This is a genomic window from Psychrobacter sp. CLB018, from assembly GCF_041222815.1.
GTDB lineage: Bacteria > Pseudomonadota > Gammaproteobacteria > Pseudomonadales > Moraxellaceae > Psychrobacter > Psychrobacter faecalis.
Genome location: NZ_CP166085.1, coordinates 987,335 through 1,013,260, shown reverse-complemented (window position 1 = coordinate 1,013,260; position 25,926 = coordinate 987,335). Strand labels below are relative to the sequence as shown.

21 protein-coding genes and 2 riboswitches are annotated in these 25,926 nt (G+C 44.7%); of the genes, 8 read left to right on the top strand and 13 right to left on the bottom strand.

Annotated elements, in window-relative coordinates:
• Window positions 1-106 precede the first annotated feature (106 nt).
• Both AB8P72_RS04445 and AB8P72_RS04440 read left to right on the top strand, forming a co-directional pair.
• The gene (locus tag AB8P72_RS04445) at window positions 107-1,600 is read left to right on the top strand and encodes a Na+/H+ antiporter NhaC family protein (protein WP_068404040.1); all 1,494 of its coding nucleotides are present in this window, start codon (window positions 107-109) and stop codon (window positions 1,598-1,600) included.
• A 209-nt stretch (window positions 1,601-1,809) separates the two neighbouring features.
• The gene (locus AB8P72_RS04440; protein WP_068404041.1) at window positions 1,810-3,183 is read left to right on the top strand and encodes an NAD-dependent succinate-semialdehyde dehydrogenase; all 1,374 of its coding nucleotides are present in this window, start codon (window positions 1,810-1,812) and stop codon (window positions 3,181-3,183) included.
• A gap of 72 nt (window positions 3,184-3,255) precedes the next feature.
• Here the strand turns inward: AB8P72_RS04440 and AB8P72_RS04435 are convergent, their stop codons facing one another.
• The 3 genes from AB8P72_RS04435 to AB8P72_RS04425 form a co-directional block, all read right to left on the bottom strand.
• Window positions 3,256-4,698, bottom strand: coding sequence for an APC family permease (locus tag AB8P72_RS04435; protein ID WP_068404042.1), 1,443 nt, complete (start codon window positions 4,696-4,698; stop codon window positions 3,256-3,258).
• A 230-nt stretch (window positions 4,699-4,928) separates the two neighbouring features.
• Window positions 4,929-6,227, bottom strand: a complete 1,299-nt coding sequence (gabT, locus tag AB8P72_RS04430; protein ID WP_369958089.1) for a 4-aminobutyrate--2-oxoglutarate transaminase — start codon at window positions 6,225-6,227, stop codon at window positions 4,929-4,931.
• Between the two features lie 174 nt (window positions 6,228-6,401).
• Window positions 6,402-7,874 (bottom strand): NAD-dependent succinate-semialdehyde dehydrogenase, encoded by a 1,473-nt coding sequence (locus AB8P72_RS04425; protein ID WP_068404046.1) that lies wholly within the window; start codon window positions 7,872-7,874, stop codon window positions 6,402-6,404.
• 278 nt (window positions 7,875-8,152) lie between these two features.
• On the opposite strand from AB8P72_RS04425, the gene AB8P72_RS04420 reads away from it, so the two are divergent.
• A complete protein-coding gene (locus tag AB8P72_RS04420; RefSeq protein WP_068404047.1) occupies window positions 8,153-8,917 on the top strand; it encodes an IclR family transcriptional regulator in 765 nt (254 codons plus the stop codon).
• Window positions 8,918-8,978: 61 nt separating this feature from the next.
• Here the strand turns inward: AB8P72_RS04420 and AB8P72_RS04415 are convergent, their stop codons facing one another.
• The 3 genes from AB8P72_RS04415 to AB8P72_RS04405 form a co-directional block, all read right to left on the bottom strand.
• Window positions 8,979-10,028: a histone deacetylase family protein gene (locus AB8P72_RS04415; protein WP_191691407.1), complete on the bottom strand. Its 1,050-nt coding sequence runs from the start codon at window positions 10,026-10,028 to the stop codon at window positions 8,979-8,981.
• 55 nt (window positions 10,029-10,083) lie between these two features.
• Window positions 10,084-11,283 carry a CaiB/BaiF CoA-transferase family protein gene (locus AB8P72_RS04410; protein WP_225211646.1) on the bottom strand — a complete coding sequence of 400 codons (1,200 nt, stop codon included), beginning with the start codon at window positions 11,281-11,283 and terminating at the stop codon, window positions 10,084-10,086.
• A 304-nt stretch (window positions 11,284-11,587) separates the two neighbouring features.
• Complete coding sequence (locus AB8P72_RS04405) at window positions 11,588-12,772, bottom strand: acyl-CoA dehydrogenase (RefSeq protein WP_305935441.1); 1,185 nt, start codon at window positions 12,770-12,772, stop codon at window positions 11,588-11,590.
• A gap of 175 nt (window positions 12,773-12,947) precedes the next feature.
• Here AB8P72_RS04405 and AB8P72_RS04400 point away from each other — a divergent pair, with 175 nt between their 5' ends.
• Complete coding sequence (locus tag AB8P72_RS04400) at window positions 12,948-13,775, top strand: IclR family transcriptional regulator (protein ID WP_068404050.1); 828 nt, start codon at window positions 12,948-12,950, stop codon at window positions 13,773-13,775.
• 151 nt (window positions 13,776-13,926) lie between these two features.
• Here the strand turns inward: AB8P72_RS04400 and AB8P72_RS04395 are convergent, their stop codons facing one another.
• The 3 genes from AB8P72_RS04395 to AB8P72_RS04385 form a co-directional block, all read right to left on the bottom strand.
• Window positions 13,927-14,853 (bottom strand): IS30 family transposase, encoded by a 927-nt coding sequence (locus tag AB8P72_RS04395; RefSeq protein ID WP_369958088.1) that lies wholly within the window; start codon window positions 14,851-14,853, stop codon window positions 13,927-13,929.
• A 141-nt stretch (window positions 14,854-14,994) separates the two neighbouring features.
• Window positions 14,995-15,753: a hypothetical protein gene (locus AB8P72_RS04390; RefSeq protein ID WP_156508474.1), complete on the bottom strand. Its 759-nt coding sequence runs from the start codon at window positions 15,751-15,753 to the stop codon at window positions 14,995-14,997.
• Window positions 15,754-15,839: 86 nt separating this feature from the next.
• A complete protein-coding gene (locus tag AB8P72_RS04385; protein WP_191692339.1) occupies window positions 15,840-16,292 on the bottom strand; it encodes a hypothetical protein in 453 nt (150 codons plus the stop codon).
• 146 nt (window positions 16,293-16,438) lie between these two features.
• Here AB8P72_RS04385 and AB8P72_RS04380 point away from each other — a divergent pair, with 146 nt between their 5' ends.
• From AB8P72_RS04380 to AB8P72_RS04370, 3 genes are all read left to right on the top strand, one after another.
• Window positions 16,439-16,897: a DIP1984 family protein gene (locus AB8P72_RS04380; protein WP_102076625.1), complete on the top strand. Its 459-nt coding sequence runs from the start codon at window positions 16,439-16,441 to the stop codon at window positions 16,895-16,897.
• A gap of 584 nt (window positions 16,898-17,481) precedes the next feature.
• Entirely contained in the window at window positions 17,482-19,284 is a 1,803-nt protein-coding gene (locus AB8P72_RS04375; RefSeq protein WP_102076647.1) for an FMN-binding glutamate synthase family protein, read from the top strand.
• 56 nt (window positions 19,285-19,340) lie between these two features.
• Window positions 19,341-20,183 carry a phosphodiester glycosidase family protein gene (locus AB8P72_RS04370; RefSeq protein WP_369958087.1) on the top strand — a complete coding sequence of 281 codons (843 nt, stop codon included), beginning with the start codon at window positions 19,341-19,343 and terminating at the stop codon, window positions 20,181-20,183.
• A gap of 131 nt (window positions 20,184-20,314) precedes the next feature.
• Here the strand turns inward: AB8P72_RS04370 and AB8P72_RS04365 are convergent, their stop codons facing one another.
• The 4 genes from AB8P72_RS04365 to AB8P72_RS04350 form a co-directional block, all read right to left on the bottom strand.
• Window positions 20,315-21,538: a VWA domain-containing protein gene (locus AB8P72_RS04365; protein ID WP_369958086.1), complete on the bottom strand. Its 1,224-nt coding sequence runs from the start codon at window positions 21,536-21,538 to the stop codon at window positions 20,315-20,317.
• A gap of 81 nt (window positions 21,539-21,619) precedes the next feature.
• Window positions 21,620-22,483 (bottom strand): MoxR family ATPase, encoded by an 864-nt coding sequence (locus tag AB8P72_RS04360; RefSeq protein WP_288726241.1) that lies wholly within the window; start codon window positions 22,481-22,483, stop codon window positions 21,620-21,622.
• Between the two features lie 258 nt (window positions 22,484-22,741).
• Window positions 22,742-23,359, bottom strand: coding sequence for a hypothetical protein (locus AB8P72_RS04355; RefSeq protein ID WP_144297109.1), 618 nt, complete (start codon window positions 23,357-23,359; stop codon window positions 22,742-22,744).
• Window positions 23,360-23,590: 231 nt separating this feature from the next.
• The gene (locus tag AB8P72_RS04350) at window positions 23,591-23,911 is read right to left on the bottom strand and encodes a YcgL domain-containing protein (RefSeq protein ID WP_102076631.1); all 321 of its coding nucleotides are present in this window, start codon (window positions 23,909-23,911) and stop codon (window positions 23,591-23,593) included.
• Between the two features lie 235 nt (window positions 23,912-24,146).
• Window positions 24,147-24,283: riboswitch (glycine riboswitch) on the top strand.
• 54 nt (window positions 24,284-24,337) lie between these two features.
• Window positions 24,338-24,496: riboswitch (glycine riboswitch) on the top strand.
• Between the two features lie 183 nt (window positions 24,497-24,679).
• Between AB8P72_RS04350 and gcvT the strand changes: the two genes are divergently transcribed.
• Window positions 24,680-25,864: a glycine cleavage system aminomethyltransferase GcvT gene (gene gcvT / locus AB8P72_RS04345; protein ID WP_369958085.1), complete on the top strand. Its 1,185-nt coding sequence runs from the start codon at window positions 24,680-24,682 to the stop codon at window positions 25,862-25,864.
• Window positions 25,865-25,926: the final 62 nt, after the last annotated feature.

The following is a 25,926-nucleotide window of genomic DNA, read 5'->3' as shown; positions in this document are numbered from 1 at the left end:
TGTGATGGCGCTCGATAGAAAGAAGATGCACTGGTGCGCTACTGACTATCGAGCAACAACCATAAAACAGAGTTTTAAAAAATTAGGTTTTACAGGGAGCGTAAATATGAACATGAAACTCAGCGAAGCTGTCGAGGGGCAGTTTCATAACAAGCGAGTATTTTTGACGGTATTAGCAGGGATTGCCATATATATCGCTTTTGCTTGGCTATCGACCACCCGTGCGCCAAACGAATCTTGGGGTGCTTTATCGCTATTACCTACATTATTAGTATTGGTCACTGCCATTGTTTCTAGGCGTCCATTTGAATCTATGATTGCAGGCTGTGTCGCGGGTCTTGTGATGCTCAATCCGTTTGATTTGGTTTCGCCTTTTGCTGAAAATATATCCCTCGTACTCGGTAATGAAACCATTGTCTGGGTAGTACTGGTTTGTGGTTTGATGGGCGGTCTGATTCAGCTGCTTGAGATCAGCGGTTGTCTCGATGGCTTTAGTGAATGGCTACAAAAAATCATCAAATCACGCCGGCAATCATTACTAGCGACTGCAGGACTGGGCGTGGTGGTCTTTATTGATGATTATTTAAACTGTCTTGCTGTATCGACGTCTGTTAAGAAATTGACCGATTTTTATGGGGTATCGCGAGAAAAACTTGCCTACATCGTCGATTCAACGGCGGCGCCGATGTGCGTTATTGTGCCTATTTCGACTTGGGCGGTCTACTTTGCCGGACTTTTAGAAGAAAATGGCGTCGCAAAAGACGGTGGTGGAATGGCACTTTATATGAGTGCCATTCCTTTTATGGCGTATGCTTGGTTTGCACTGGTGATTGTGTTTTTGGTGGCATATGGCATTTTGGGCGATTGGGGCCCGATGAAAAAAGCGGAAGCTCGCGCCAAAGGTGGCAACCCTGTACCTGAAGCTTTTGTCGATGAGCAATTGGTTTCAAACGTCAAGGCCAAACGCAAGCTATCGTTTAAAGCCAATATCATGAACTTTGCTTTCCCCATGATTTTATTGATTGTTTCAACCATTTATTTTGAAATTGATTTATTAAGAGGGGCATTACTGACCTGTTTCGTTACCGTTCTTATCTATTGGGCGCAAGGTATCTTAAGTTTCGAGACCCAAATGGAAGCCATTTTTAAAGGTTTCCAAGTCATGCTCTATCCATTATCAACGGTAGTCGGTGGCTTCTTCTTAAAAGCCATCAATGATGAGCTTGGCATGACGACGTACGTAATCGAGGCCATCACGCCTTATATGACGATTGTCATCTTTCCTGCTGTCATCTTTGCCGTCATGGCGTTCTTAACCTTTGCCACCTCATCAAGTTGGGGTTTGTATATCCTGGCAATGCCGATTGTATTCCCTATTTCGTTAGCACTTGGTGTCAGCACGCCATTGATGATTGGGGCACTATTGTCAGCGTCTTCATTTGGTAGTCATGCCTGCTTCTTTAGTGACTCGTCGTTATTAGCCTCACAAGGAGCGGGCTGCTCACCCATGCAACATGCCTTTAGCCAATTCCCCTATGCCATGCTTGGCGCGGTTTTATCCATCGTGACATTCCTAGGTTTGGGTTATATGATGGCTTGAGCATTATTTAAAGTATAGGCTGCATACGATGAGCGTTAAGGATTTGCTAAAGCATACAAATAACGACTGAGACAGTGCTGTATCTACAATACAATGATCTTGCTGCTTGATAGTATTAATAACTACCAACCATCACAGATTAAAAAAAAATTTAAAAGATAGTGATAATAAAACAACCACAAATGGATTTTGATCAAAAGGAAATAACAATGAGCGACTATCAAATTACTAACCCAGCGACTGGCGAAGTAGAGGCCACCTACCCAACCTCTACTGAGCAAGACATTCAGCAAGCGATTGAAAAAGCTGATCGCGCTTATCAAGATTGGCGCAAGGTAACATTAGAAGAACGCAGTACGCTACTGCATAAAATTGCTGACATCTACCTTGAGCGTCAAGATGAGCTGGCGCGTATCGTCGCAGCAGAGATGGGCAAGCCTATCGCGCAAGCAAAAGGCGAGATTGGCTTAGTGGCTGATATTTTTCGTTACTATGCTGATAACGCCGCGCAGTTATTAGCGCCCCATACCATCGATGTTGATAGCGGTTCTGCCCTTATAGAGAAGCGTCCTGTCGGCGTGCTTTTAGGCATCATGCCGTGGAATTACCCGCATTATCAGGTTGCACGTTTTGCCGCCCCTAACTTTATGGCAGGTAATACGCTGATTTTAAAACACGCGCCGCAGTGTCCGAAAACAGCAGAAGTAATCGTTGATATTTTTAAAGAAGCAGGCTTGCCAGAAGGCGTCTATAACAATGTATTTGCGACCAATGAACAAGCGGCGACCATCATCGAAGACCAACGCGTACAAGGTGTGTCGTTGACAGGTTCTGAGCGCGCTGGACAAGCGGTGGCAAAAATAGCTGGCGGTGCACTTAAAAAAGTCGTATTGGAGCTTGGTGGCTCGGATGCCTTTATCGTTGCAGCCGATGCCGATATCGAACAAGCCATACAAGGGGCAATCGAAGGTCGTTTTGGTAATACAGGACAAGCTTGTAATGCCGCCAAACGCCTTATCGTCGTCGAATCTGTCTATGATCAATTCGTCGAAGCCTTTACCCATGCCGTACGTAACATGACATTGGGCGACCCTCTTGATGAAGAAACCTTTATCGGACCACTGTCCTCTAAAGCGGCGGCAGTCAATCTACAAGCACAGCTCGACAGCGCTATTCAAGCTGGCGCGACGGTACTGGTCGAGGGTGGTATGCTCAAAGACAAACCAGGCGCTTGGTTTGCGCCTGCTGTTCTCACAGATGTTGACGACTCTATGGATGTCTATTACGAAGAGCTATTCGGTCCGGTCGCTGTTGTCTATAAGGCTTGTGATATTGAGCAGGCGATTAAAATCGCTAACGATGTGCCTTTTGGCCTTGGCGCTTCTATCCAAACACAAGATGCGGCGCTGGCTGCTGATATTGCTGATAAACTAGACGTCGGTATGGTGACTATTAATGCACCGTCTGGTAGTGAAGCCAATACCCCATTTGGCGGTGTCAAACGCTCAGGGTTTGGTCGCGAGCTTGGTACGCTAGGTATTACCGAGTTTTTGAATTATAAATTGATTCGTGATAAATCCTAATCTATTTAAATCGCATTAAAAAAGCCTAGCATCTATTGATAGACGCTAGGCTTGTTATGATAAAGGCATTCTTTACTTTTTAGGCGGATTGTCTTTCAACCATAGCTGATTGACGATTTTTAACTCGCGTAGCTCTTCTGCCATGATAGCTTCACTGATGCCTGGATATTTGACGACGGCATAGCTATAAAGACCGATACCGAGCGCTGTCCAACCAAAGAAAATCCACCACTCGATAGCGCTCAGTGCTGACGGCATACCCGGCATATATAAGATGAGCAAGCCAATGCCCAGTACGATGGTAAACATACCGACCAATTTACCCGCTGGCACTCTAAACGGGCGCACCATATCTGGCTCACGGTAGCGTAAGACTAAGAAAGAGATGGCGACACAGGTATAAGCAATCACAATCCCAAAACCACCGGCATCAACAATCCATACTAGCATTTTACGACCAAATAAAGGCGCAAGCGTCGCCAAACCACCAATCAATAAAATAGCATTTTTCGGGGTTTTATATTTGGGGTGTAGTTTACCCAAAAATGCAGGCAACATATGGGCTTTTGACATGGCATAAAGTAAGCGACTGCCACCGATTAAAAACGCGTTCCAACTCGATAAAATCCCAAGTACACCGCCAATAACTAGTAAAATACCCGCCCATTTGCCATGCCACGCATTGGTCATCGCGTCAGCGGTCGCTAAGGTTGATCCTTGTGCTTGAATGAGCGGCAAAGTGCGGCCGACACTCCATGCCACGCCGACATACCACATCACCGCAATAATAATAGAGACAATCAAAAACTTACCGATATTAGGACGGGTCAGATCAATCTCTTCGGCCGCTTGCGGAATCACGTCAAAACCGACAAACATAAACGGCACCATGACAATCACCGTCATCATACCGCCGATACCACCGATAAAGGCAGGCGCCTGCACGGCTGTTGAGTTCGCAGGATTGTAAATTACCGCACCAATAAACAATAACGTACCGACGAATAAAATACCGAGTACGGCTGTTTTTTGGAACCAAGCGCTAACTTCCATGCCGCGAATATTGAGCCAAGTGACGATGATTGAGCCTAGCATACCGACCCCGACCCACGTGGCATACACATCCCAGCCCGCTATCGTCCATAGATAGCCTTGGTTATAATTGGGAATAAAGTATTCAACCACCGTCGGCAACGCTACTGCTTCAAAAGCAACGACCGAGAAGTAACCAAATAAAATACTCCACGAGCAAATAAAGGAAACCGTGACGCCAAGCGCTCGATGGGTATAGGTATGCTCACCGCCGGTGACTGGCATTGACGAGGCTAGCTCTGCATAGTTAACACCAATCATGATAACGGCCAAACCACCAATCATAAACGCTAACATCGCGCCCCATGTGCCCGCCGCTAATATCCAGTCCCCTGCTAAAACGACCCAGCCCCAACCGACCATAGCACCGAATGCTAAAGCAATAATATCAAACATGCCCAGCGATTTTTTTAGCTCAGACATAACCTACTCCTTGTCCGTGTGTCATCCGTGTCAGCCCTTTTTAACGGCACTGATACCCACTATTTTTATGTAATAGGGCGCTGCCCTTTTTTATCTTTTCCTGCCTATCAAGCGATAGGTTTAGTATTATTCATGACATTTGTCTTTTAAAACTTGCTTAGCAGAGACAGCAACGGCGTCTTGATTTGCAAGGCGCCGTTGTAAAACCACCACTCAAAGCAGCATTGTCATTATCCTAAGCTTAAGCTTTCATCTTTTGAATTAACGCCTTGAGCGGTCAAAATACCTTTGATAATATCAAGGCCTTCTTGTAGCACTTCGTCCTCTACTGTCAACGGCACCATCACGCGAATGGCGTTGCCAAACATGCCACAAGACGCAAGCAGCAATCCTTGCTCGAAAGCTTTGGTTTTTAGGTTGGCAGTCGCCGCCGCATCAGGCTTGCCATCGCTGTCGATTAGCTCAAACGCTAACATCGCGCCTTTATGGCGAATATGACCGATGCTGCTTAGGTTCAAATCTTTTAAAAACGCTTCGATTTTGTCACCAATCTCGATACTGCGCTCAAGCAGATTTTCTTCTTCAATCACTTCCATGACAGCAAGCGCAGCCACACAAGCCAATGGGTTACCAGAATACGTACCGCCCAAACCGCCGACTTGCGGGGCATCCATGATATCAGCGCGACCGATAACGGCAGAAATAGGATAGCCACCCGCTAAGCTTTTAGCACTGGTCATCAGATCCGGCTCAACACCCAATTGTTCAGACGCAAACAAGGTACCGGTACGGGCAAAACCACACTGGACTTCATCAAAAATCAGCACAATGCCATGCTCATCGCAAATCTCGCGCAAGGCTTTGGCAAACGATGGTGTCACTTGATGGAAACCGCCCTCGCCTTGTACGGGCTCAATAATCATCGCTGCCACTTCACTTGGATCGATATCCGCTTGGAAAATCATCTCAAGGCTATGCAATGCTTGTGCTTCGGTCACGTTTAGCTCTTCTGCTGGGAATAACGCATGGAACACAGGACCTGGCATCGGGCCAAAGTTCTTTTTATATGGCAATACTTTACCCGTTAGGCTCATGCACATCAGCGTACGACCATGCCAACCACCAACGAAAGAGATGACACCCGGACGACCGGTTTTTGCACGGGCAATTTTGATACAGTTTTCGACCGCTTCTGCGCCCGTAGTCAAGAACAAGGCTTTTTTCGGACCGCTGATAGGCGCTTTTTCGCAAAGCTTTTCAGCAAGCTCGACGTAGCATTCATAGTTAACTATTTGCGCGGCAGTATGGGTAAATTTGTCTAGCTGCTCGTGCACACGCTGGGTGATTTTTGGATGGCTGTGACCAGTATTCAGTACTGAGATACCGCCGACAAAGTCAATATAACGATTGCCTTCGATATCCCACACTTCTGAGTTTTTTGCTTTTTCGGCAAAAATAGGAAAGGCAATGCCAAGGCCTGTTGGCAAAACAGCTTTACGGCGCGCAAGTAATGATTGATTGGTAGTCATAAGAATATCCTTTTCTTTCTTCTTTACGTAGATGCCAATGATGGTATGGCGGTTTATAAAATAAGCTGTGGCTAAATTTGGGATTCATGCTGCTGAATCCCGTTAAATACTAGGTGAAAATCTATAAAAAACAAATGGTTAAAATATAAAACAGCTAACCATTAGCTCTAACTATTAACTAACATCAGAGCACCAATATTTGGTCACGACATATTCTTCAATGCCGTATTTTGAGCCTTCGCGGCCAAAGCCTGACTGCTTGACGCCGCCAAATGGTGCGACTTCGGTAGAAATAAGACCGGTATTATGACCGATGATGCCGTACTCTAAACCTTCAGTGACACGCCATGAGCGAGCATAGCTGCCGCTGTAGAAATATGCCGCCAAACCATAAATGGTGTCGTTGGCTTGACGAATGACGTCGGCTTCATCTTTAAAGGTAAAGATAGTAGCGATAGGGCCAAAAATTTCTTCATGGGCGATATCCATGTCACTGCTGATATCAGTAATCACGGTTGGGTTATAAGACAGTTCTGATGCGCCGTTGGTGCTACCGCCTGTGATAAGGGTTGCGCCTTTATCTAACGCGTCTTTGAGCAGCGCTTGAACTTTATCCAACGCTTTTTTGTTAATTAAAGGTCCGATATCCACGCCTTCATCCATGCCATTACCGACATTAAGCTCAGCGACTTTTTTCACAAAGACGTCGAGGAATTTGTCTTTGATACTATCCTGCACGTAGACACGGTTGGCACAAACACAGGTTTGACCCGCGTTACGATATTTAGAAGCGATTAAGCCTTCAGCGGCTTTTTCAAGATCGGCATCATCAAAGACGATAAATGGCGCATTGCCGCCGAGCTCTAATGACAGTTTTTTGATGGTTGGGGCACACTGTGCCATCAAGGTACGACCGACTTCGGTAGAGCCAGTAAATGACAGCTTATGAATGCGTGCATCGCCGGTTAGGATATCGCCGATGGTTGACGATTTGCCCGTGACGACTTGAATAACGCCTGCTGGAATACCGGCTTGCTCAGCCAATACCGCTAATGCCAATGCAGAAAATGGCGTTTCGGTCGCAGGTTTGATAATCATGGTACAGCCTGCCGCTAGTGCAGGAGCTGCTTTACGGGTAATCATCGCTGCTGGGAAGTTCCAAGGTGTGATAGCCGCGCAGACACCGACAGGCTGTTTTAGGATGACATGGCGCAATTGGGTTTGATTGGCAGGGATAACATCGCCGTATACGCGCTTACCTTCTTCAGCAAACCAGCGGATAAAGCTATTGGCATAGCCAACTTCCCCGCGTGATTCGGTTAAAGGCTTGCCTTGCTCGGCGGTCATAATGATGGCCAAATCTTCTTTATTGGCATCGATAAGGTCGGCCCACTTTTGCAGTAGTTCCGCCCGCTCTTTGGCAGTTTTGGCCGCCCACGTGATTTGCGCCTCATGAGAAGCCGCAACCGCGTCATTGACATCATCGGTCGTCAGGCTCGGTACGTTACCGATAATCTCACCGTTAAAAGGATTGCTGACGTCGATAGTCGCGGCATCACTGGCATCATGCCAACCGTCTTTGATAAAGCACTGCTGTTTGAGTAGGTCTGGATTTGATAGTTGTAGCGTATTTGACTGTTGTGACATGTTGACACTCCTTGTCAGTGTTGTTTTGCAAATAAGGTTTGCAGATTTATAGTGATAAACGAATAGCTAAAAATAAAAACGACTAAAAATAAAAGGTTATGACTTAAATAATTATTGATAACTTGTTATTTGTTCAATATACTGAACATGTATTCTATATATGAGACATCATTATAAGAATGATAATCCCCTATTTGCAACCCCTATTATCAATTTTGTGCTGATTTATCATTTTATTTTGCTACTTCCTTAATTTTATCGTCTTTTATAGGTTTCTTATGAGCACCACTGCCGTTCCTGCTTTGGACAAAACTTTTCAGATTTTAGATTTGATAACTGACAGCGCCCAACCTTTAACGGCGGCGCATATTGCCAAAGCGCTTAACCTGCCGCGTAGCTCAACCCACAATATTTTGCAAAGTTTATTAGCCAAACATGTCATCTATAAAGACAGCGACAGCCGCTTTCATTTGGGCTCGTATTTGATGTATTGGGCGGGCAAATATGAGCAGCAGCAAGGCGTCATCCAGTTATTCAAAGACCTTATTGTCCAGTATCCAATCCTTCTTCAGCATACGGTGACATTGTCCAAGCTCGATTTTGGTGAAGTGGTGTTTTTGGCTTGTCATGAAGCGCCTGCCCCGCTCGGCTTTACTTTCCGCGCTGGTGTACGCGTACCGGCAGTATTCTCTGCCACCGGTAAAGCGATGCTTTCCACCTTTTCTATGGACAGCATAAAATCCATCTATGCCAGTGGTTTCCCTACGCCTATTACCCAATATGGCGTCGATAATTTTGCAGATTTATCTACCGAGCTGACGGCTATTAAAAACAGTCGTATCTCACTTGATGATGGGCAACTGCGCGAAGGTATGTATTGCCTTGGCACTTATATTCGTAACGCTTCTGGCAACGCGGTTGCCGGTATGGCGGTCAGCTTTTTACAAGCAGAATATGAGTCCAAGCGAGCTGAGGTCAGTGCGGTACTGATTGAATTGGCAGAGCAAATTGAGCAGCGTTTGGGTTTTAAGGATGAGCATTAAAATCTAAACGCTGCTAGCTGTTTAATTTTTCCAATCGTTTTATTAATTTTAATAGAGTCTTTTAATCTTCTGAAATCAGCCCTGATAAAAATGCCTGCAAATTTTCATTGAGCTTTTGCAGGTAGTAACCGCCCTCGACCAAGACAATTAACGGTTTTTTTAACGCTTTTAGCTTTTGCGCCAATACGGTAAATCCTTCGGTAGTGACCGCACACCTAGCTTCCGGATCGTCTTTATACACATCAAAGCCCAATACATGAACGATGACATCAGGGTCAAATAATGTCATCGCCTCGATAGATTTATCAACATAGTTAAAAAACCCAGCTTCATCGGTGCCATGTGGCATCGGAAAGTTAACGTTATAGCCTTCGCCCGCGCCGGTGCCCTTTTCAAACTCATGCCCAGTGACGGCCGGATAAAAATTAACCGGATCACCATGAACCGAGATATAGAGCACATCGCTGCGCTCGTAGAATATCTCTTGGATACCCTGACCGTGGTGCATATCGGTATCTATAATGGCAATTTTTGCGTATTTCTGCCGTAGGTGTTCGGCGATGATGGCAGCGTTATTCAGATAACAGAATCCGCCTGCGGCGCTTTTACGTGCATGATGACCTGGCGGCCGTGAAAAGCAAAGCTGGATATTATTTTGCCCACGCTCAGCACTTGACGCGTCTTCATTTAACAAGGCTTCAGCAGCATTTAGCGCCGTTTGTGCCGACCAATAGATAGACGTCCAAGAATGCTCACTGATGGGCGCACTATCATCGGCCTGATATTTAGCAGCCTTTGCCATAATGCCGATACCAGGATTGTCATAAGGTACAAAAATCCCCGTCTGTACCTGTGCGCCCAAATCTTCTTCAACCTCCATCCATTCAGCATAGCCATGCTTGAGAAACTCAACATAACCGAAATCATGAACCGCTAATATTGGTCCGATGCCAACATCAGTGGCAGTGGTTACCTCTAAACCTAGTGCTGCTGGCGCTTTTAACAACTCGACCATGCGCTCTGGTATCTCTAACGGCTCATGCATCTTGCCATAAGAGAAATACGGTAACGGTCTGTGCAAACTGAGGTTTTCATGGCTATATATTTTCATGCTTAACATTCCTTTGTTTAACATTTTTTCCAATCGTGCGTTTTTTGATGCTTAACTAAACAATTCCATCGGCTTTAAGCTTGGCGATCATCTTGCTGTCATAGCCCAAATCAGCAAGTGTGCTATCGGTATGTTCGCTCAATTGCGGTGGCGGCGACCGATAAGTAATCGGTGAGGCGGATAATTTAATCGGGCTACCTAGTGCTCGAACAGGGCTACCTTGCGCAGCAAAATCAACCACCATCTCACGTGCCAGCGCTTGTGGCATCGCTAATGCCTCAGCAATATTATGAATCGCCCCGCACGGAATACCTGCTTTATCTAACACCTCTAACCAATAACTGCGCGGTTGCTTGGCAAATTGCTTGCTCAGCTCATCACACAGCATCTCGCGATGAGCCACGCGTTGTGGATTGGTCATAAAGCGTTCGTCCATATGCCAATCAACGCCCAATACGTTACAAAGCTTGGCAAACTGACTGTCGTTACCGCAGGCTAAGATAAAGTGCGCGTCACCCTGCCCTGCAAAAACTTGGTAAGGGACGATATTGGGATGCTGGTTACCAAGTCTCGGCGGGTTTTTGTCGGATGCCAAATAATTCATACCGACGTTGGCCAGCATCGCAAGCGCACTATCAAGCAATGCCACATCGACATGCTGCCCAAGTCCGGTATTTTGACGCGCTAATAATGCCGCTTGGATACCAATGGTCAGCTGTAACCCTGCAAACAAATCAACGACTGCCACGCCTACCTTATGCGGTTCGCCATCGCTTGGACCGGTGATGCTCATCAGCCCTGATAGACCTTGAATAATATAGTCATAACCAGGACGCTTGGCGTCTGGGCCTGTCTGACCAAAACCAGTCAATGAGGCGTAAATCAAGCGCGGATTGTCTTGTTTTAGACTGTCGTAATCTAAGCCGTATTTTTTTAGTCCGCCAACCTTGAAGTTTTCAACGACGATATCGCTATCAGCGACAAGCTGCTTGATAATGGTTTGTCCGGCAGGCGTGGTGATATCGACGGTGAGGGATTTTTTATTGCGGTTAATAGTGGCGTAATAAGCGGAGGTATCATCACTGAATTTTGGCGGCGCCCAATGACGCGTTTCATCGCCAATATGTGGACGCTCAACCTTGATGACTTCAGCGCCCAAATCTGCAAGCACTTGAGTACAAGAAGGACCAGCCAATACTCTCGACAAGTCGAGCACCTTGATACCGTGTAATGCACCTTTTGCCATATCAGTCATAATCTTCCCTTATTATGTAACTTATTCTTTGATAAAAATTTAATAAAAAATTGCCATGTATCATTTAGCTTTTACTGTCTTTTCTTTAATGCCTGAATACCTTTTAAGAATAGACACTGCTAAATAAATGATACATAACAACGATGGATGAAAACAATGTATAAGAACTATGCATAAGAACAGTGCTTAAAAAATGCTTAAAAACTCAGAAACGTACGTTCCTGTTTATAACAGCTTATAAAAAGCCAAACAGTAACGTACGTTAATGGTCTAAAACTGGCTAGCATTGATTAGCTAGCACTTATTAATAAAACGCTTGAATACCAGTCTGCGCACGACCTAGGATAAGCGCATGAATATCATGCGTACCTTCATAGGTATTAACCGCTTCTAAGTTCATCACATGACGAATAATGTGGAACTCATCAGAGATACCGTTGCCGCCATGCATATCACGGGCAATACGCGCAATATCAAGCGCCTTACCACAGTTATTACGTTTAATCAGTGAAATCATCTCAGGCGCCGCATTGTCTTCATCCATCAGACGACCAACACGTAGCGCCGCTTGTAGACCCAAGGTGATTTCTGTCTGCATATTGGCAAGCTTCAATTGTACGAGCTGCGTTGCGGCGAGCGGACGACCAAACTGTTTACGGTCTAGCGTGTACTGGCGTGCTGCTTTCCAGCAGAATTCAGCTGCCCCCATTGCACCCCATGCGATACCGTAACGGGCTTTATTTAAGCAACCAAATGGACCTTTTAGACCACGGATATCTGGGAAAGCATTGGCTTCAGGGACAAATACCTTGTCCATAACGATTTCACCGGTGACTGAAGCACGTAGTGAAAACTTACCTTCAATCTTCGGCGCTGATAAGCCTTTCATGCCTTTATCTAAAACAAAACCGCGAATCTCACCGGCATCGTCCTTTGCCCAAACGACAAACACATCAGCGATAGGACTGTTGGTAATCCACATCTTATTACCTGTCAGCTCATAACCGCCGTCAACTGCGCGTGCACGGGTCGACATCGAGGCAGGATCTGAGCCTGAATCCGGCTCAGTCAGACCAAAGCAGCCAACATATTCGCCAGTAGCAAGCTTAGGCAAGTATCTCTCTCTTTGCTCTTCGGTGCCGTATGCCCAGATAGGATGCATGACCAAGCTTGACTGCACGCTCATCGCTGAGCGATAACCTGAGTCAACCGCTTCGATTTCTTTGGCAATCAGACCGTAAGCGACACTTGATAAACCGGCACAGCCATAACCTTCAATCGTCACGCCAAGCAAGCCCATCTCACCCATTTGACGCATGATATTACGGTCAAAGTTCTCGTTACGATTGGCCTCTAAAATGCCAGGCATCAGCTCTTTTTGAAAAAACTGACGGGCGCTGTCCGTGACCATGCGCTCTTCATCATTCAACTGGTCGCGTAATAAAAACGGATCTTCCCAATCGAAACTTGGACGCGTAGATGTTGTCATGTGGATCTCCTTGATGTCAGTCTTCCTGACCGACGAGTAGTGATTAATAAGTAAATTGACTGCACAGGTTGTTGACTTACTTATTCCGCTGTGCGAAACTTAGTTTCATAATTTAAATCTATTTAAGCAAAGTTTTACCGCGCTGTAAACCTTTATCAAAAAAAATGAGCATAAAATGACAAAAAATGTATCGGCAGCTCTGCCACTACTCGATCGAATGACCACCATTCTTGAGCAAAGTAAGGACGATAATGACCGGCAATTTGTCACCGCACTGGGCCGTGGACTCACTTTATTGGCAGCCTTTGAGCAGCATGAGCAGCTCAGTCATCAGCAATTGTGTCAAATGACCACATTGCCAAAAGCGACCATCACCCGTCTTATTCATACTTTGATGACGCTTGGATTTTTACGCATGACCGGGCATGGACAATATCAATTAGGCAGTAGTGCGGTGAGACTCAGCGCAACGGCGTGGAGTCGACATGACATGGTGGCGGCAGCTGAGCCGTTGCTACGACAGTTTGCCAGTAGCAATGAAGTATCGGTGAATTTAGCAACCGAGGTCGAAGGAGAAATGCGCTATCACGCTTGTTGTCGAAGCCCTGCTCGCCTCTCTGTCAATTTACAAGTTGGCTCAGCCGTACCTGTCGCCCGCACTGCCATTGGTCGCGCTTTTTATGCCGTAAGCTCGCCAGCGAGACAGTCGGTGATTCGTAATAATCTACAAGAGCATTTATCCAAAGAAGAGTATGACCGCGCGCAATCTGCGTTAAGCGAGGCGACAGAGCACTATGTAAAATACGGCTATACGGTATCAGATGGGGAGTTTTCTACCGATATATTGGCAGTTGCCGTTGGCGTTTTTGATGTTGCCACTGGGCAGTATGCATATTCGCTCAATGCCAGTGTGCCGAGTGCCAATTGGCAAGCGGAAGAATATGCAGCGATGATTGTGCCGAAATTGCAGGCGTTGGCTGAGAGGGTTGGCAGTGGGGTTTAGAAAAGTTGAGTGGATTTATTTATTTTTTAGCTGTGTATAAAGGTATTGGTAATGCGATGAGAGCACAAAATGATTTGGTGGAAGTGCTATATAGTTTTCGGCATATAAAAACAATCTAATACAATCTTAGATTAACACACCAAGTGCAACGCTAATTAATATTATAGAACGCCTGCATAGGCGTTTTAAACCCTAAGCGTTTTCTTGGTCTGTTGTTTAGTTTGTTCTCAATGTCCTGTATTTCATTATCAGAGACTTGTCTAAAGTCACAACCCTTAGGCAAGTACTCTCGGATCAAGCCATTGGTATTCTCGTTGGTTCCTCGCTGCCATGACGCATAAGCATCGGCAAAGAAGAAAGGGCTAAAGAGCTTTTGTTTCACCTTCTTATGCTGAGCAAACTCTTTACCATTGTCAGAGGTAATGGTCTTAACCTGCAACCTCACTGGCACTAAGAGTTCTATCATTGCCTCTGATACTTGCTGTGCTGTTTTATGACCCACACGCTTCATCTTCAATAGCCCCGTTTTACGTTCAACGAGCGTGACAATCGCTTGCTTGTGATGCTGACCGATAACGGTATCCGCTTCCCAATCTCCAATACGTGAGCGTTCTTCAACAATACAAGGGCGCTCATGAATCGAGACTCTGTCATTGATAGGGCCTGGAGTCTCAGCGGTTAGACGCTGCCGGTATGGTTTGGCTTTACGTCTGAGACACTGCCACAATGTGCCGCCTTGCCTCTTATCACGCCAAATATAGCGATAAATGCTCATATGACTGATACCAGCATGAACGCCAGATATTTGCTCAGGACGCAAGTTCTCTTTAAGCTTGTCTGTCACCCATGCCCAGATGTCAGCCACAATAGTTGTGGCGTTGTTAGCCCGTCTGTCACAAGCCTTGTTATTAGCATGCTTTGCTCGGTAACCTCGTAGGCTTTTATTGCGTCTAAGCTCTCTTGATATGGTACTGGGACTTCTGTTTAACGCCCTCGCTATGAAATTAATACTATGTTTTGCCCCTTTAAGGACATAAATCTGGTATCGTTCACCTAGGCTTAGATGTGTATAGCTCATGGTTGCAATCTCACTTTGGTCGGTGGATAAAAACTTTGATGCTAGCGCATCTAGGTCTTTTTTTCACCTTGCATTTGGTATTGCACTTCATGTGTTAATCTAAGAATTAAAATACTATAGATCTATCATTTAATAACTAATTCAATTTAGATCGATCACATCATAAACATTGTAAGTCGTTTGAGCGATAGGTTTTAAATCTGAATCAAACTGATAAAAGCGCACATCGTAACTACCTACTTGCCAACCATCAGTCGGGACAAAGCTTACCCAATTATGATCACTACTTGCTGAGATGTTTTTCTTTTCAAACAAGAGAACTTGTCCCGTTTGGTTATTTATCCATTTGACGAAGACGTATTTATCAGCAGGTACCTGACCACGGGTACCAAGATGCGCGTATATTTTCGCAAACTTAGTGACTTGGTTGGTATCGGCACTTACTTCTGGCATAAAGTAATCAAAACTTACTTTAGCAGTGCCAACTAGTTTTTGATTATCGTTTGGGTTATAAAGCTCTTCAATAGCACGTTCTGCAAATCGTCTTTTATCCTGAATAACATCAATTGAATCAACTGTCATAAATTTATTTATATATTGTTCAAGCGCATAATCAGGCATATTGTTTATAATTGCTTTGGCTTGCTCCTCAGAGTAATCATTAAGAATGATTTTACTACTATCGCTCTTATTAATTATTTTCTGCGGTAATGTACCAATATCCATATCATTCTGATCGCCATAATTATCAGCTAACTGACTAAATTGCGTTTCTTGATATATTGCTTTATTAGTAAATGCAGTATCCATTTGTTGCTTACTCATCGCAATATATGTGACAAAGACACCGAACAAAAATGAGAACAGAATAGTAGAAAATGTAAAGACGGTATTTTTCATAGAAACAATTACTTAAGCGCAAATGATAAGTATAAAAAAGGCACAACAGAATGGTTGTACCTTTTTATGAGCTACAAACTGACAGATTAACGACAACTAAATTTGTAGCCATTTAAAGTAATGCCACCGCCAGCTTTGATATTGTCACCTATACTAGCTCCACCACTAGCTGAACAATTTAAATTATATCTTTTGCCTTGGCTATTATTGAAGCTAGAAATAGGAATTAAACAAGCGCTACCCTTTTTACCATATACATTGACACCTTCTGTTTCACAAGGATTGGTAACAGAAGGATCAATAGGATTTGCTGGGTTGGCATTGGTAGCAATTAGCTTACAGTTAGCGGTGCAGGTTTTGTCATCGTCGCATAAACTATAAGCTTCTCTAGTAGAGCAGGTATACCTGTTACCACTTACCAAGGTCTTATTACCAATAAAACCCTGATTACTTGCATCTGACGAGCTATCACTATCACCGCCACAGGCTGATAAAAACAGTGCAGAACAAATGACAAATGAACTAAAAATATTTTTCAATTTACATTCCTTATAAAAAGTATAGGGCTAGAATTATGTTGATTATACTTCTAAACTTTTTCAAATTGAACTTCATTATGAAATTAATTTTTGATATCAATAATAAGTAAGAGTTAAAAACCTATAATAAATAAGAGAGAATAACCATGAAACTCGCCGAAGCCCTCCTCATCCGTAGCGATATGCAAAAAAAGCTCGCCCAAATTAAAGGGCGTATTCGTAGCAATGTCAAAGTCCAAGAAGGCGACGCGCCAAACGAAGACCCAAACGCGCTGATGATTGAAGCCAGTCAAGTCATTACTGAATTATCGGCTTTGATTGAACGTATTCACCGAACTAACGCTGTCGCTCAGACCAATGAAGGTCAATCGATGCTGACACTATTGATCGAACGTGATACCTTAGAGATGCGTCATAAGTTATTGATTGAGGCCATTGAAGCCACTGATACCGAGGTTGACCGTTATAGCCCTCGCGAGATTAAATGGCATATCATGGTTTCGGTTGCCGGTTTACAAAAGCAAGCCGACGACATCGCGATGAAACTACGTAAGATTAATATCGTCATTCAAGCCAATAACTGGCAAATTGACCTTGTAGAATAAGTATTTTTAAACCATTGATATGAGAATTTTTTGTCCGTCTTATTTATTTAACAATACTATTCGATAATAAACGGATAGACTGCCCCTTTGGAACCGACTGGGCGAGTGTCAGACCCCAAACCGCCACAGCAGGGGGTTGAAAACATACTGTAGTGGCTGCTACGCGTTGCGGGCAGACGCTTTTTTTTACCATTCATGCCCTGCACCCGTCACAACTCACAAGGCACTATTTAGACCTTACTACCAGGCACTGACAGTCGGTTTCAATCTTATTTTTAATGCTTTTCGTTATTGCCATTGAGTGCCTTTTCCTTATCTTCGACGCCAAATCATCAGCAGAAAATCATTTGAAATAATCAATCAGAGCCGATTACGTCTAAAAACTGTTATTTTGAGCGCAACATTAGCACTCTGTTACCCAATTAAACCATCTCAGTGATATCATATGTGTATGATGTACGCGATAAATTTAAGCATTTAATCCATTCTTAATAACCATGTTTATGACATGGTTATTTTGTTATGGATATTTTGTTTTTTATCATTGCGTTTTTATTATTTACGTAACACTGTTGAGTATCGTTATGCCCCAATCTCGTACCAATCTAAACCCAAAACCCAAACAGGATTCTCCTTATTTAGTTGGCGTTATGTTGCGCTACAGTACTTTTGCCGCTGCAACCCTGCTGTTTATAGCAGGGCTGTTATTGATGAATTGGTGGCTGATTATTCTTGGCGGATTGGGTGTGGGTTTGGGGATTTATGATGTCATACAGGCAAAGCATGCCATCTTAAGAAACTATCCAGTTGCAGGGCATATTCGCTATGTGCTTGAAGATTTTCGCCCTGAAATTCGCCAGTATTTATTAGAAAATGACAAAGAACAAGTGCCGTTTTCACGCCAGCAGCGCGCGCTAGTGTATCAACGAGCCAAAAACGTCAGTGATACCAATGCTTTTGGTACGCTTGATAATTTATACGCGCACGGTAAAGAATGGTTTTTGCAATCAGCGGTCAGCCAACCGTTAGAAAATAAAGACTTTCGTATTATCGTTGGCGGCGAGCGATGTCAACAGCCGTATGATATGTCGGTATTTAATATCTCAGCGATGAGCTTTGGGAGTTTATCGGCCAATGCCATTATGGCGCTTAATCAAGGCGCTAAATTGGGCGGCTTTACTCATGATACTGGCGAAGGCGCCATCAGCCCTTATCATCGTAAGTTTGGTGGCGATTTAATCTGGGAGCTGGGCACCGGTTATTTTGGCTGCCGTGATGAGCTTGGCAATTTTGATCCGCAGTCCTTTGCCGAACAGGCAACCGATCCGCAAGTAAAAATGATTGAGATTAAACTCTCGCAAGGTGCAAAACCAGGTCAAGGTGGCGTACTGCCAGCAGAAAAAATTACGCAAGAGATTGCGGATACGCGCCACGTGCCGATGGGTAAAGACTGTGTGTCGCCCTCTTCGCACAGCGCCTTTAGTACGCCGCGTGAGTTGGTGACTTTTTGGCAGCAGCTACGTGATTTATCAGGCGGTAAACCGGTCGGCTTTAAGCTGTGTGTCGGTCAGCCATGGCAGTTTATGGCGATTGTAAAAGCTATGATAGAGATGGACAATTATCCTGACTTTATCATCATTGACGGCGCTGAAGGCGGTACAGGTGCAGCGCCCGTTGAATTTATGGACAACGTCGGTATGCCGATGGTTGAAGGCTTTATGCTCGTGCATAATACTTTGGTTGGTGCAGGTATTCGCGATAAGATTAAGCTTGGCGTTAGTGGTAAAATCGTCTCAGGCTTTGATATTGCGCGTATGATTGCGTTGGGTGCTGACTGGTGTAACTCGGCGCGCGGCTTTATGTTTGCCGTTGGTTGTATCCAATCGCGCTCATGTCATACCAACACTTGCCCGACTGGCGTTGCTACCCAAGACCCGTATCGCCAAAAAGCTCTTGATGTACCAAGTAAAGCTGAGCGCGTGGCAAGTTTTCATAAAAATACGCTAAAATCACTTGCCAGTATCGTTGGTGCGGTTGGTCTTCAGCATCCAAGCCAATTACAGCCGTATCATATCGCCCGCCGTTTAGACGATGGCCAGATTAAGCTGTTATCGAAGTTTTTTTACTTTGCCGACCAAGGCGCCCTGCTTGAGGAAAATGCTCGCGCCGACGTCTTTAACCAAATGTGGGTGATGGCAAATCCTGATAGCTTCCTTGCCAATAACGATGCGCTGATTGCTTATAACAAAGACTCGCGTGATAAAGGTAAAGAAACCAATGCCCCAACCACCCAGCACCCCGATGATTCGGTAGATCTCATCGATGGTGGTCTGTTAATTGGTAACGTCAATAATACTTTCCGCGAAATTCCGCCATTAGACGATTAAGGATTATGGCGTTTTTTAGACCATCTAACGTTATCCTATAAAAAGATAAGTCATCGATGCCAAGTTCTATATTTAGGTTCCCTTACTCATTGTTGGCAGCAGCGCTGGTTGCATTAAGCATCAGTGCTTGCCAGCCCGCAGAAGATAATAACCATGACGCGATAAGTAGTGATGGCAAGAATTGGTCATGTCAGGCGCAAAACACGCCCTTTGCCTATAGCGTTTGCCGTATTGATGCAAAGGCGCTGACCGACACGCGTTATTCATTACAGCTATTTTGGCAACAGAGCGATAGCAATGCTGATAACAACCAGCCGCTACTGACTTTTGATGCTTTATTAGCATCGCTACCTTCTAACCAAACCCTCAACTTTGCCATGAATGCTGGCATGTATAATGAAAATTATGCGCCGATTGGCTATACGGTTATCGAAGGTAAAGAGCTGCGCGCATTAAATATTAAAGAAGGCGGCGGCAACTTTCATCTGTTGCCCAACGGCGTCATGTGGTGGGATAAATCTGGCAAAGTAAAGATTACCGAAAGCAAAATGCTGGATAATCAACTCAAAAGTGGCAATGCGCAGCCTTGGTATGCGACGCAATCGGGTCCTATGTTAGTCATCAATAATGAGATTCACCCGCAGTTTAAGCCTAACAGCACTTCGCTTAAGCTACGTAATGGCGCAGGTGTTTGCAGTGATGGCAGCATACAATTTGTCAATAGCGAGGCGCCGGTGAGCTTTTATCAATTTGCCGCGCTGTTTAAAGATGAGTTAAGCTGCCCAAATGCCTTATTTTTAGATGGCGGTATCGCTTCGGCACTCTACGCACCAAGCATTGATAAGCACGATAAAAAAGAGATGGGCGTGATGATTGGGCTGATAGAAACGAAAAATTAGAAACAAAGAATTAGCAAAGCAAGAGTAAAAACAGAAATTAGAAATGAAAAAAATAGCCGCTATATTTTATAACGGCTATTTTTATGCGTGTTTAAAAAATAAATAAAGTAAATGATTCTTACAACTGTCCTTTAGCGCGCCAGATAATTGGTCATCTCTTCCACACCATGCAAGGTCATCGGATACATTTTATTGTCGAAGAGTTTTTTAATCTCAACGATGGTTTGGGTGTAATTCCAATACGCAGGATTTTCCGGATTGAGCCAAGCGACTTTATCAAAATGGGCCAGTACCCGTTTTAGCCAAACGATGCCCGCCTCATTATTCATATATTCGACGCTACCGCCAATCGTCATCAGCTCATACGGCGACATCGACGCATCGCCGACAAATATCACCCGATATTCGCGACCATAGGTATTGAGCAGCTCATAAGTCGGCATCGGAGCGCTGTGGCGACGATTATTGTCTTTCCAAACATAATCATATAAGCAGTTATGAAAGTAAAAAAACTCTAAGGTTTTAAATTCGTTTTTAGCCGCAGAAAACAACTTTTCCAATGCTTCGACGTGAACATCCATACTGCCACCAACATCAAATAGCATCAGCACTTTGACACGGTTGCGGCGCTCAGCTTGCATATGAATATCGAGCACACCTTTTTTAGCGGTGCGCTTAATGGTTTCGTGAATATCTAGCTCATCGGCGCTGCCGGTACGTGCAAATTGGCGCAAGTTGCGCAGTGCCATTTGGATTTGGCGCGTGCCAAGCTGATTGTCATCATCAAGATTGCGATATTTGCGCTGCTCCCACACTTTAGCCGCGCTGCGTTTACGTGACTCACCGCCGACGCGCACGCCTTCTGGATGGTCGCCATAGGCACCAAATGGTGACGTGCCGCCAGTGCCGACCCATTTACTACCGCCTTGATGACGCTCTTTTTGCTCTTTAAGACGCTCTTCAAGCGCTTTCATCAGCTCTTCAAGCGAGCCGTATTTTTTCAGCAAGCGCCGCTGCTCTTCGGTCAGATTTTTTGGATCAAGTTTTAAATCTAGCCATTCTTTTGGAATATCCGTCAACTTTGCGAGCAGCTCATCCATATCAAGACTATCGACGCCCTCAAAATAATCTGCCATAGCACGGTCAAATTTATCAAAGTGACGCTCGTCTTTGACCATACAAAGCCGAATCAGTCGATACATATCCTCGCGACTGGCAAAAGTAGATAGCTGTGGGTTTTCAGGATGCGGCTGCATCATCAGCCCTTGATCTAAGGCCGCGTTTAGGTCAAGCAGCTCACGCGTACTGACCGGCACGCCGTAGGTACGCAGGGTATAGAACAATTTGATAAACATAAAAGTCGCATCACTTATTGGCTGATAGAGTTACAAGTTGGATTGTTTCATTAGCGTCAATTATGACAAACGAGCTGTCGCTTAACGACGCATCATATTGGCAAAACGCTGCAATAAACTCACATCGGCTTCGTTTTTCAGCAGCGCGCCATATAGCGGCGGAATAGACTTTTCCCCGCGTAAGTTTTCTTCCAGCTCGTTTTGTGCCATATCATCAGCCAATAATAGCGTCAGCCAATCGACCAATTCCGACGTTGATGGTGGCTTTTTAAGCCCTTGAATATTACGCAGCTTATAAAAAATATCGAGCGCATCATTGATGAGTTTTTCTTGGATATTCGGGAAATGCACCTCAATGATTCGGCGCATGGTATCTTCTTCTGGGAAATCGATATAATGGAAGAAACAGCGGCGCAAAAACGCATCTGGCAGCTCTTTTTCATTATTTGAGGTGATGATAACCACCGGACGCTGCTCGGCAGTGATGGTCTCGCCCGTTTCATAAACGTAGAAAGACATTTTATCGAGCTCATGCAGTAAGTCGTTTGGAAACTCGATATCGGCCTTATCAATCTCATCAATCAATAACACACTGCGCTCACTGCTCGTAAAGGCTTCCCACAGTTTACCAGGCTTGATATAGTTGCCAATCTCATACACCTTGTCGTCGCCTAATTGCGAATCACGCAAGCGCGATACGGCATCGTACTCATACAGCCCTTGCTCAGCTTTAGTGGTCGATTTAATGTGCCACGTAATCAGCGGCATCCCTAAACTCTCCGCCACTTCTTCAGCCAGTAACGTTTTACCCGTACCCGGCTCGCCCTTAATAAGTAGCGGCTTTTGTAACGTCATTGCCGCATTAACGGCCAGCTGCAAATCATCGGTAGCAATGTAGTTTTGCGTACCGGTAAAGCTTTTTTTCGTTTTATCAGTCGTGCTCATAATACATTCTCAGTTATTAGAAACAGTTATTAAAATCAGTTATTGTTATCCGTTAAATATAGTAGAAAGCTTAGAGAAAATCGTTAGCAGATACCTAATTATTTAGATTAGCACAGTGCCATTAATTGCCAAAGTACTCATGCGTTCGTAGTTATCATTGACTGGCTGTACAGCCGATAAATGAGTATAAAAAAAGACACGCAGGGTGTCTTTTGTCTAATAAATATCTACAGCAAAAAGCTTTATTACTCATATCTATTATTTGCGGTCTTTTTTTAAGCTAACCTCAGCTTTAGGCTTACTTAATTCAGTCCTAGCCAATTCAGGTTTAGACGACAATGCTGAATGGTCAAACGACTCTGATAAACCCGCGTCGTCTGCTAAATAATTACCAGTAGTCAATTGGGCAGTCGCTTGCGCATCATCCGCCGTACGGCTGCGAGCTTTATCCAAGCTGGACTCAAACGCGCCGCGAATCAGTTGCCAGACAAAACCCACAAACAAGCCCACGACCAACACCACTAAAATCGGCAGCATATTGGCTATCGCGCCAGCCGTATCTTTCATCATAATCGCATAAACGACACTGATACTCGCCGGCGCAATCACACTAGGATCACCAAGCGCCGTACCAGGCGCGAGCAAGACGGCAAACAATATCATCCAACTCATACCACCAAGCGGGCGCGGCAAAATACGAGCAACCAACAACCAGAGTATCAAAACGATAATCACGCCGCCAAGATACGCATACATAGGTAAGTCTGCGGGCGGCACATCTTTTACTAGTTGCCCCCACCAAATCGTAATCTCACCGAGGATATCACTGATAGCGCCTATCGGTAAGCTGTCTATAATGCCTTTTAACCAATCCATGCGTGTTTCTTTACCTGCGTTTATTACCTGCGGCGCGTAAGGCGTCAAGCGGTATAGGGTAAGTTTTGTCAGACTAAAAATTCGACAAAATACATAATCATCAACTGCACTTAATGATGCGTATTTGATAGCGATTAGTTTATCACGACTTGCTACCAAAATGCATGAGAGCAAATGTTTCGTCGCTTTTTTAGTGCATTTAGGCCAAGTCTCTTAATTTCAGAACCTCTATCAATCGTAGATATTATCCTGAGCTTCACGGGCGCGTAGCTCCGCTTGACGGCGCATGACATCTTGCGGCGGCAACTGCACGAAATACCCTTGCGACTTTAGTTTTGTCAGCACTTCTTCTTTGTCAACGCGCGCCAATTTTGGCGTGCTCGCCAAGTCTAAATGCATGACAAACTGACTACGCCCTAAGCTTGCCCGAAACTCTTTTGGCAGTACACCAAGCCAGTCTTTAATCTCATCGGTATCATCAGGATAATCAGGGCGAGCAATGTAAACATACATATCGTCGTGTTTGGGAAATTTATAAATATCGCAATGCATAAAAACAACCTATCAGAAACTATCGCCATAGATTAGCATATTTGCGGCTGCAATCAGTAGTCGCTTTACGTTTTGCTATGGAAATCACTGTAAAGTCCGCTAATTTAATGACTTTTTACACATGCTATTTATTCATAAACTTATCAGCTCTGCTGCTAAAAAGTTGTTTTTAACAACATTATCGACTTTAATGCGGCAGATGGCTTGTAAAAACAGCCTGAACCTTTCATAATAAAAGCGTTTTTCAGGAGAGAGTCTTGGGCATGATATTAAGTGCGCTTATATTTACGAGCTGCGCTAATCACTGCTTGATGACCACCGAAGGCGCATACACCCTGCCAATCGCTCAGGTAAAAGGACTGAAAAACACATGCCACGACTGTTTCGCTGTCTACCATCAATCGCGTAGCACACCCAAACACAAGGCATAACAAATCTGGAGAGCGGTAAGGACGGACGACGCCTTACCCACCGAAGGGGAGAAAATGCGACATTATTTGCTTGGACTTTTTAAGGCTTTTGCTTTAAAAAATCACAATGATGGTTCGTGTTGAAAATCTCAGGTTACAGGACAGATAGGGCTTTTGCTTAAACCGACGTTTGGCGTCTGTTTGGCTAATTGTTCTATTTTTTTTGTACGACCCTTGGTTGCATTGCTTGCGCCCTGCAAGATTGCTACTCACTACTATGATAATGCACATCTGCCCTGCTACTTTGATATTTTATACCTGATTATCAAGTGCTGCTGATGTTCCATAAGGATTTGTTATGACCGACGCTCACAATACCAATTCTCAAAATACCAGCGCTTCCGCCCCTAAATGCACGCCCCTTTACCAGTCGCACCTTGATAGTGACGGCAAACTGGTGGATTTCTCTGGTTGGGAATTGCCAATCCATTATGGTTCACAAATCGAAGAACACGAAGCCGTGCGTACCGACGCCGGGATGTTTGATGTCTCGCACATGGTCGTTGTTGATATTAAAGGCTCGGATGCCAAAGCATGGTTGCAAAAGCTCCTTGCCAATGATGTCAATAAATTAAAAACCGTTGGTAAAGCACTTTACTCTCCGATGCTCAATGAGCAAGGCGGTATCATTGACGATTTAATCGTTTATCTGATGAATGAAGACGCGAGCGAATATCGTATCGTGTCAAATGCGGCTACCCGTGATAAAGACATGGCACAATTTGAAAAAGTTGCCGAAGGTTTTGAGGTTGCTTTAACGGAACGTGATGACTTGGCTATGCTCGCTATCCAAGGACCGAATGCCGTTGCAAAGCTGGCACAAGTCAAACCAAGTTGGGCAGATACATTGGCTGCCCTTAAGCCTTTCGTTGGTGCTGATTTAACCGATATCGAAGGCAAAGATTGGTTTGTGGCGCGTACTGGCTATACAGGCGAAGACGGCGTTGAAGTGATCATGCATGGCGATGAGGCCCCAGCGTTTTTTGAGCAATTAAAAGCCAATGGCGTCAAACCTGCTGGTCTTGGCGCGCGTGATACCTTGCGTATGGAAGCGGGCATGAACTTGTATGGTCATGATATGAATGAAGAAACCAGCCCTTACGAGTGCAACATGGGCTGGACACTGGCGCTAAAAGACGAGCGCGACTTTATCGGCCGTGAAGCCTTAGTTAATAAGCGTCAACAAGCAAAAGATGACAACAGTGCCATGAAGCAAGTCGGTTTATTATTGACGACACGCGGCGTCTTACGTGAAGGCATGACCGTGACCATCAATCAAGGCACGGATAATGAACAGACTGGCCTGATTACCAGTGGCACTTTCTCCCCTAGCCTAAAAAATTCGATTGCTATTGCCCGTGTGCCTGCCAGCTTATCAGATGACGATAGCGTGCAGGTCGATTTGCGCGGCAAGGGTAAATTCGTCGACGTCCGCGTCCTTAAGCTACCCTTTGTGCGTAATGGCAAGCAGCAATTTGACTGATATCCCTGATACCTTTTATTATGAACGTCCCTTTTTTATTAACCATTCTCTATCATTTAGGA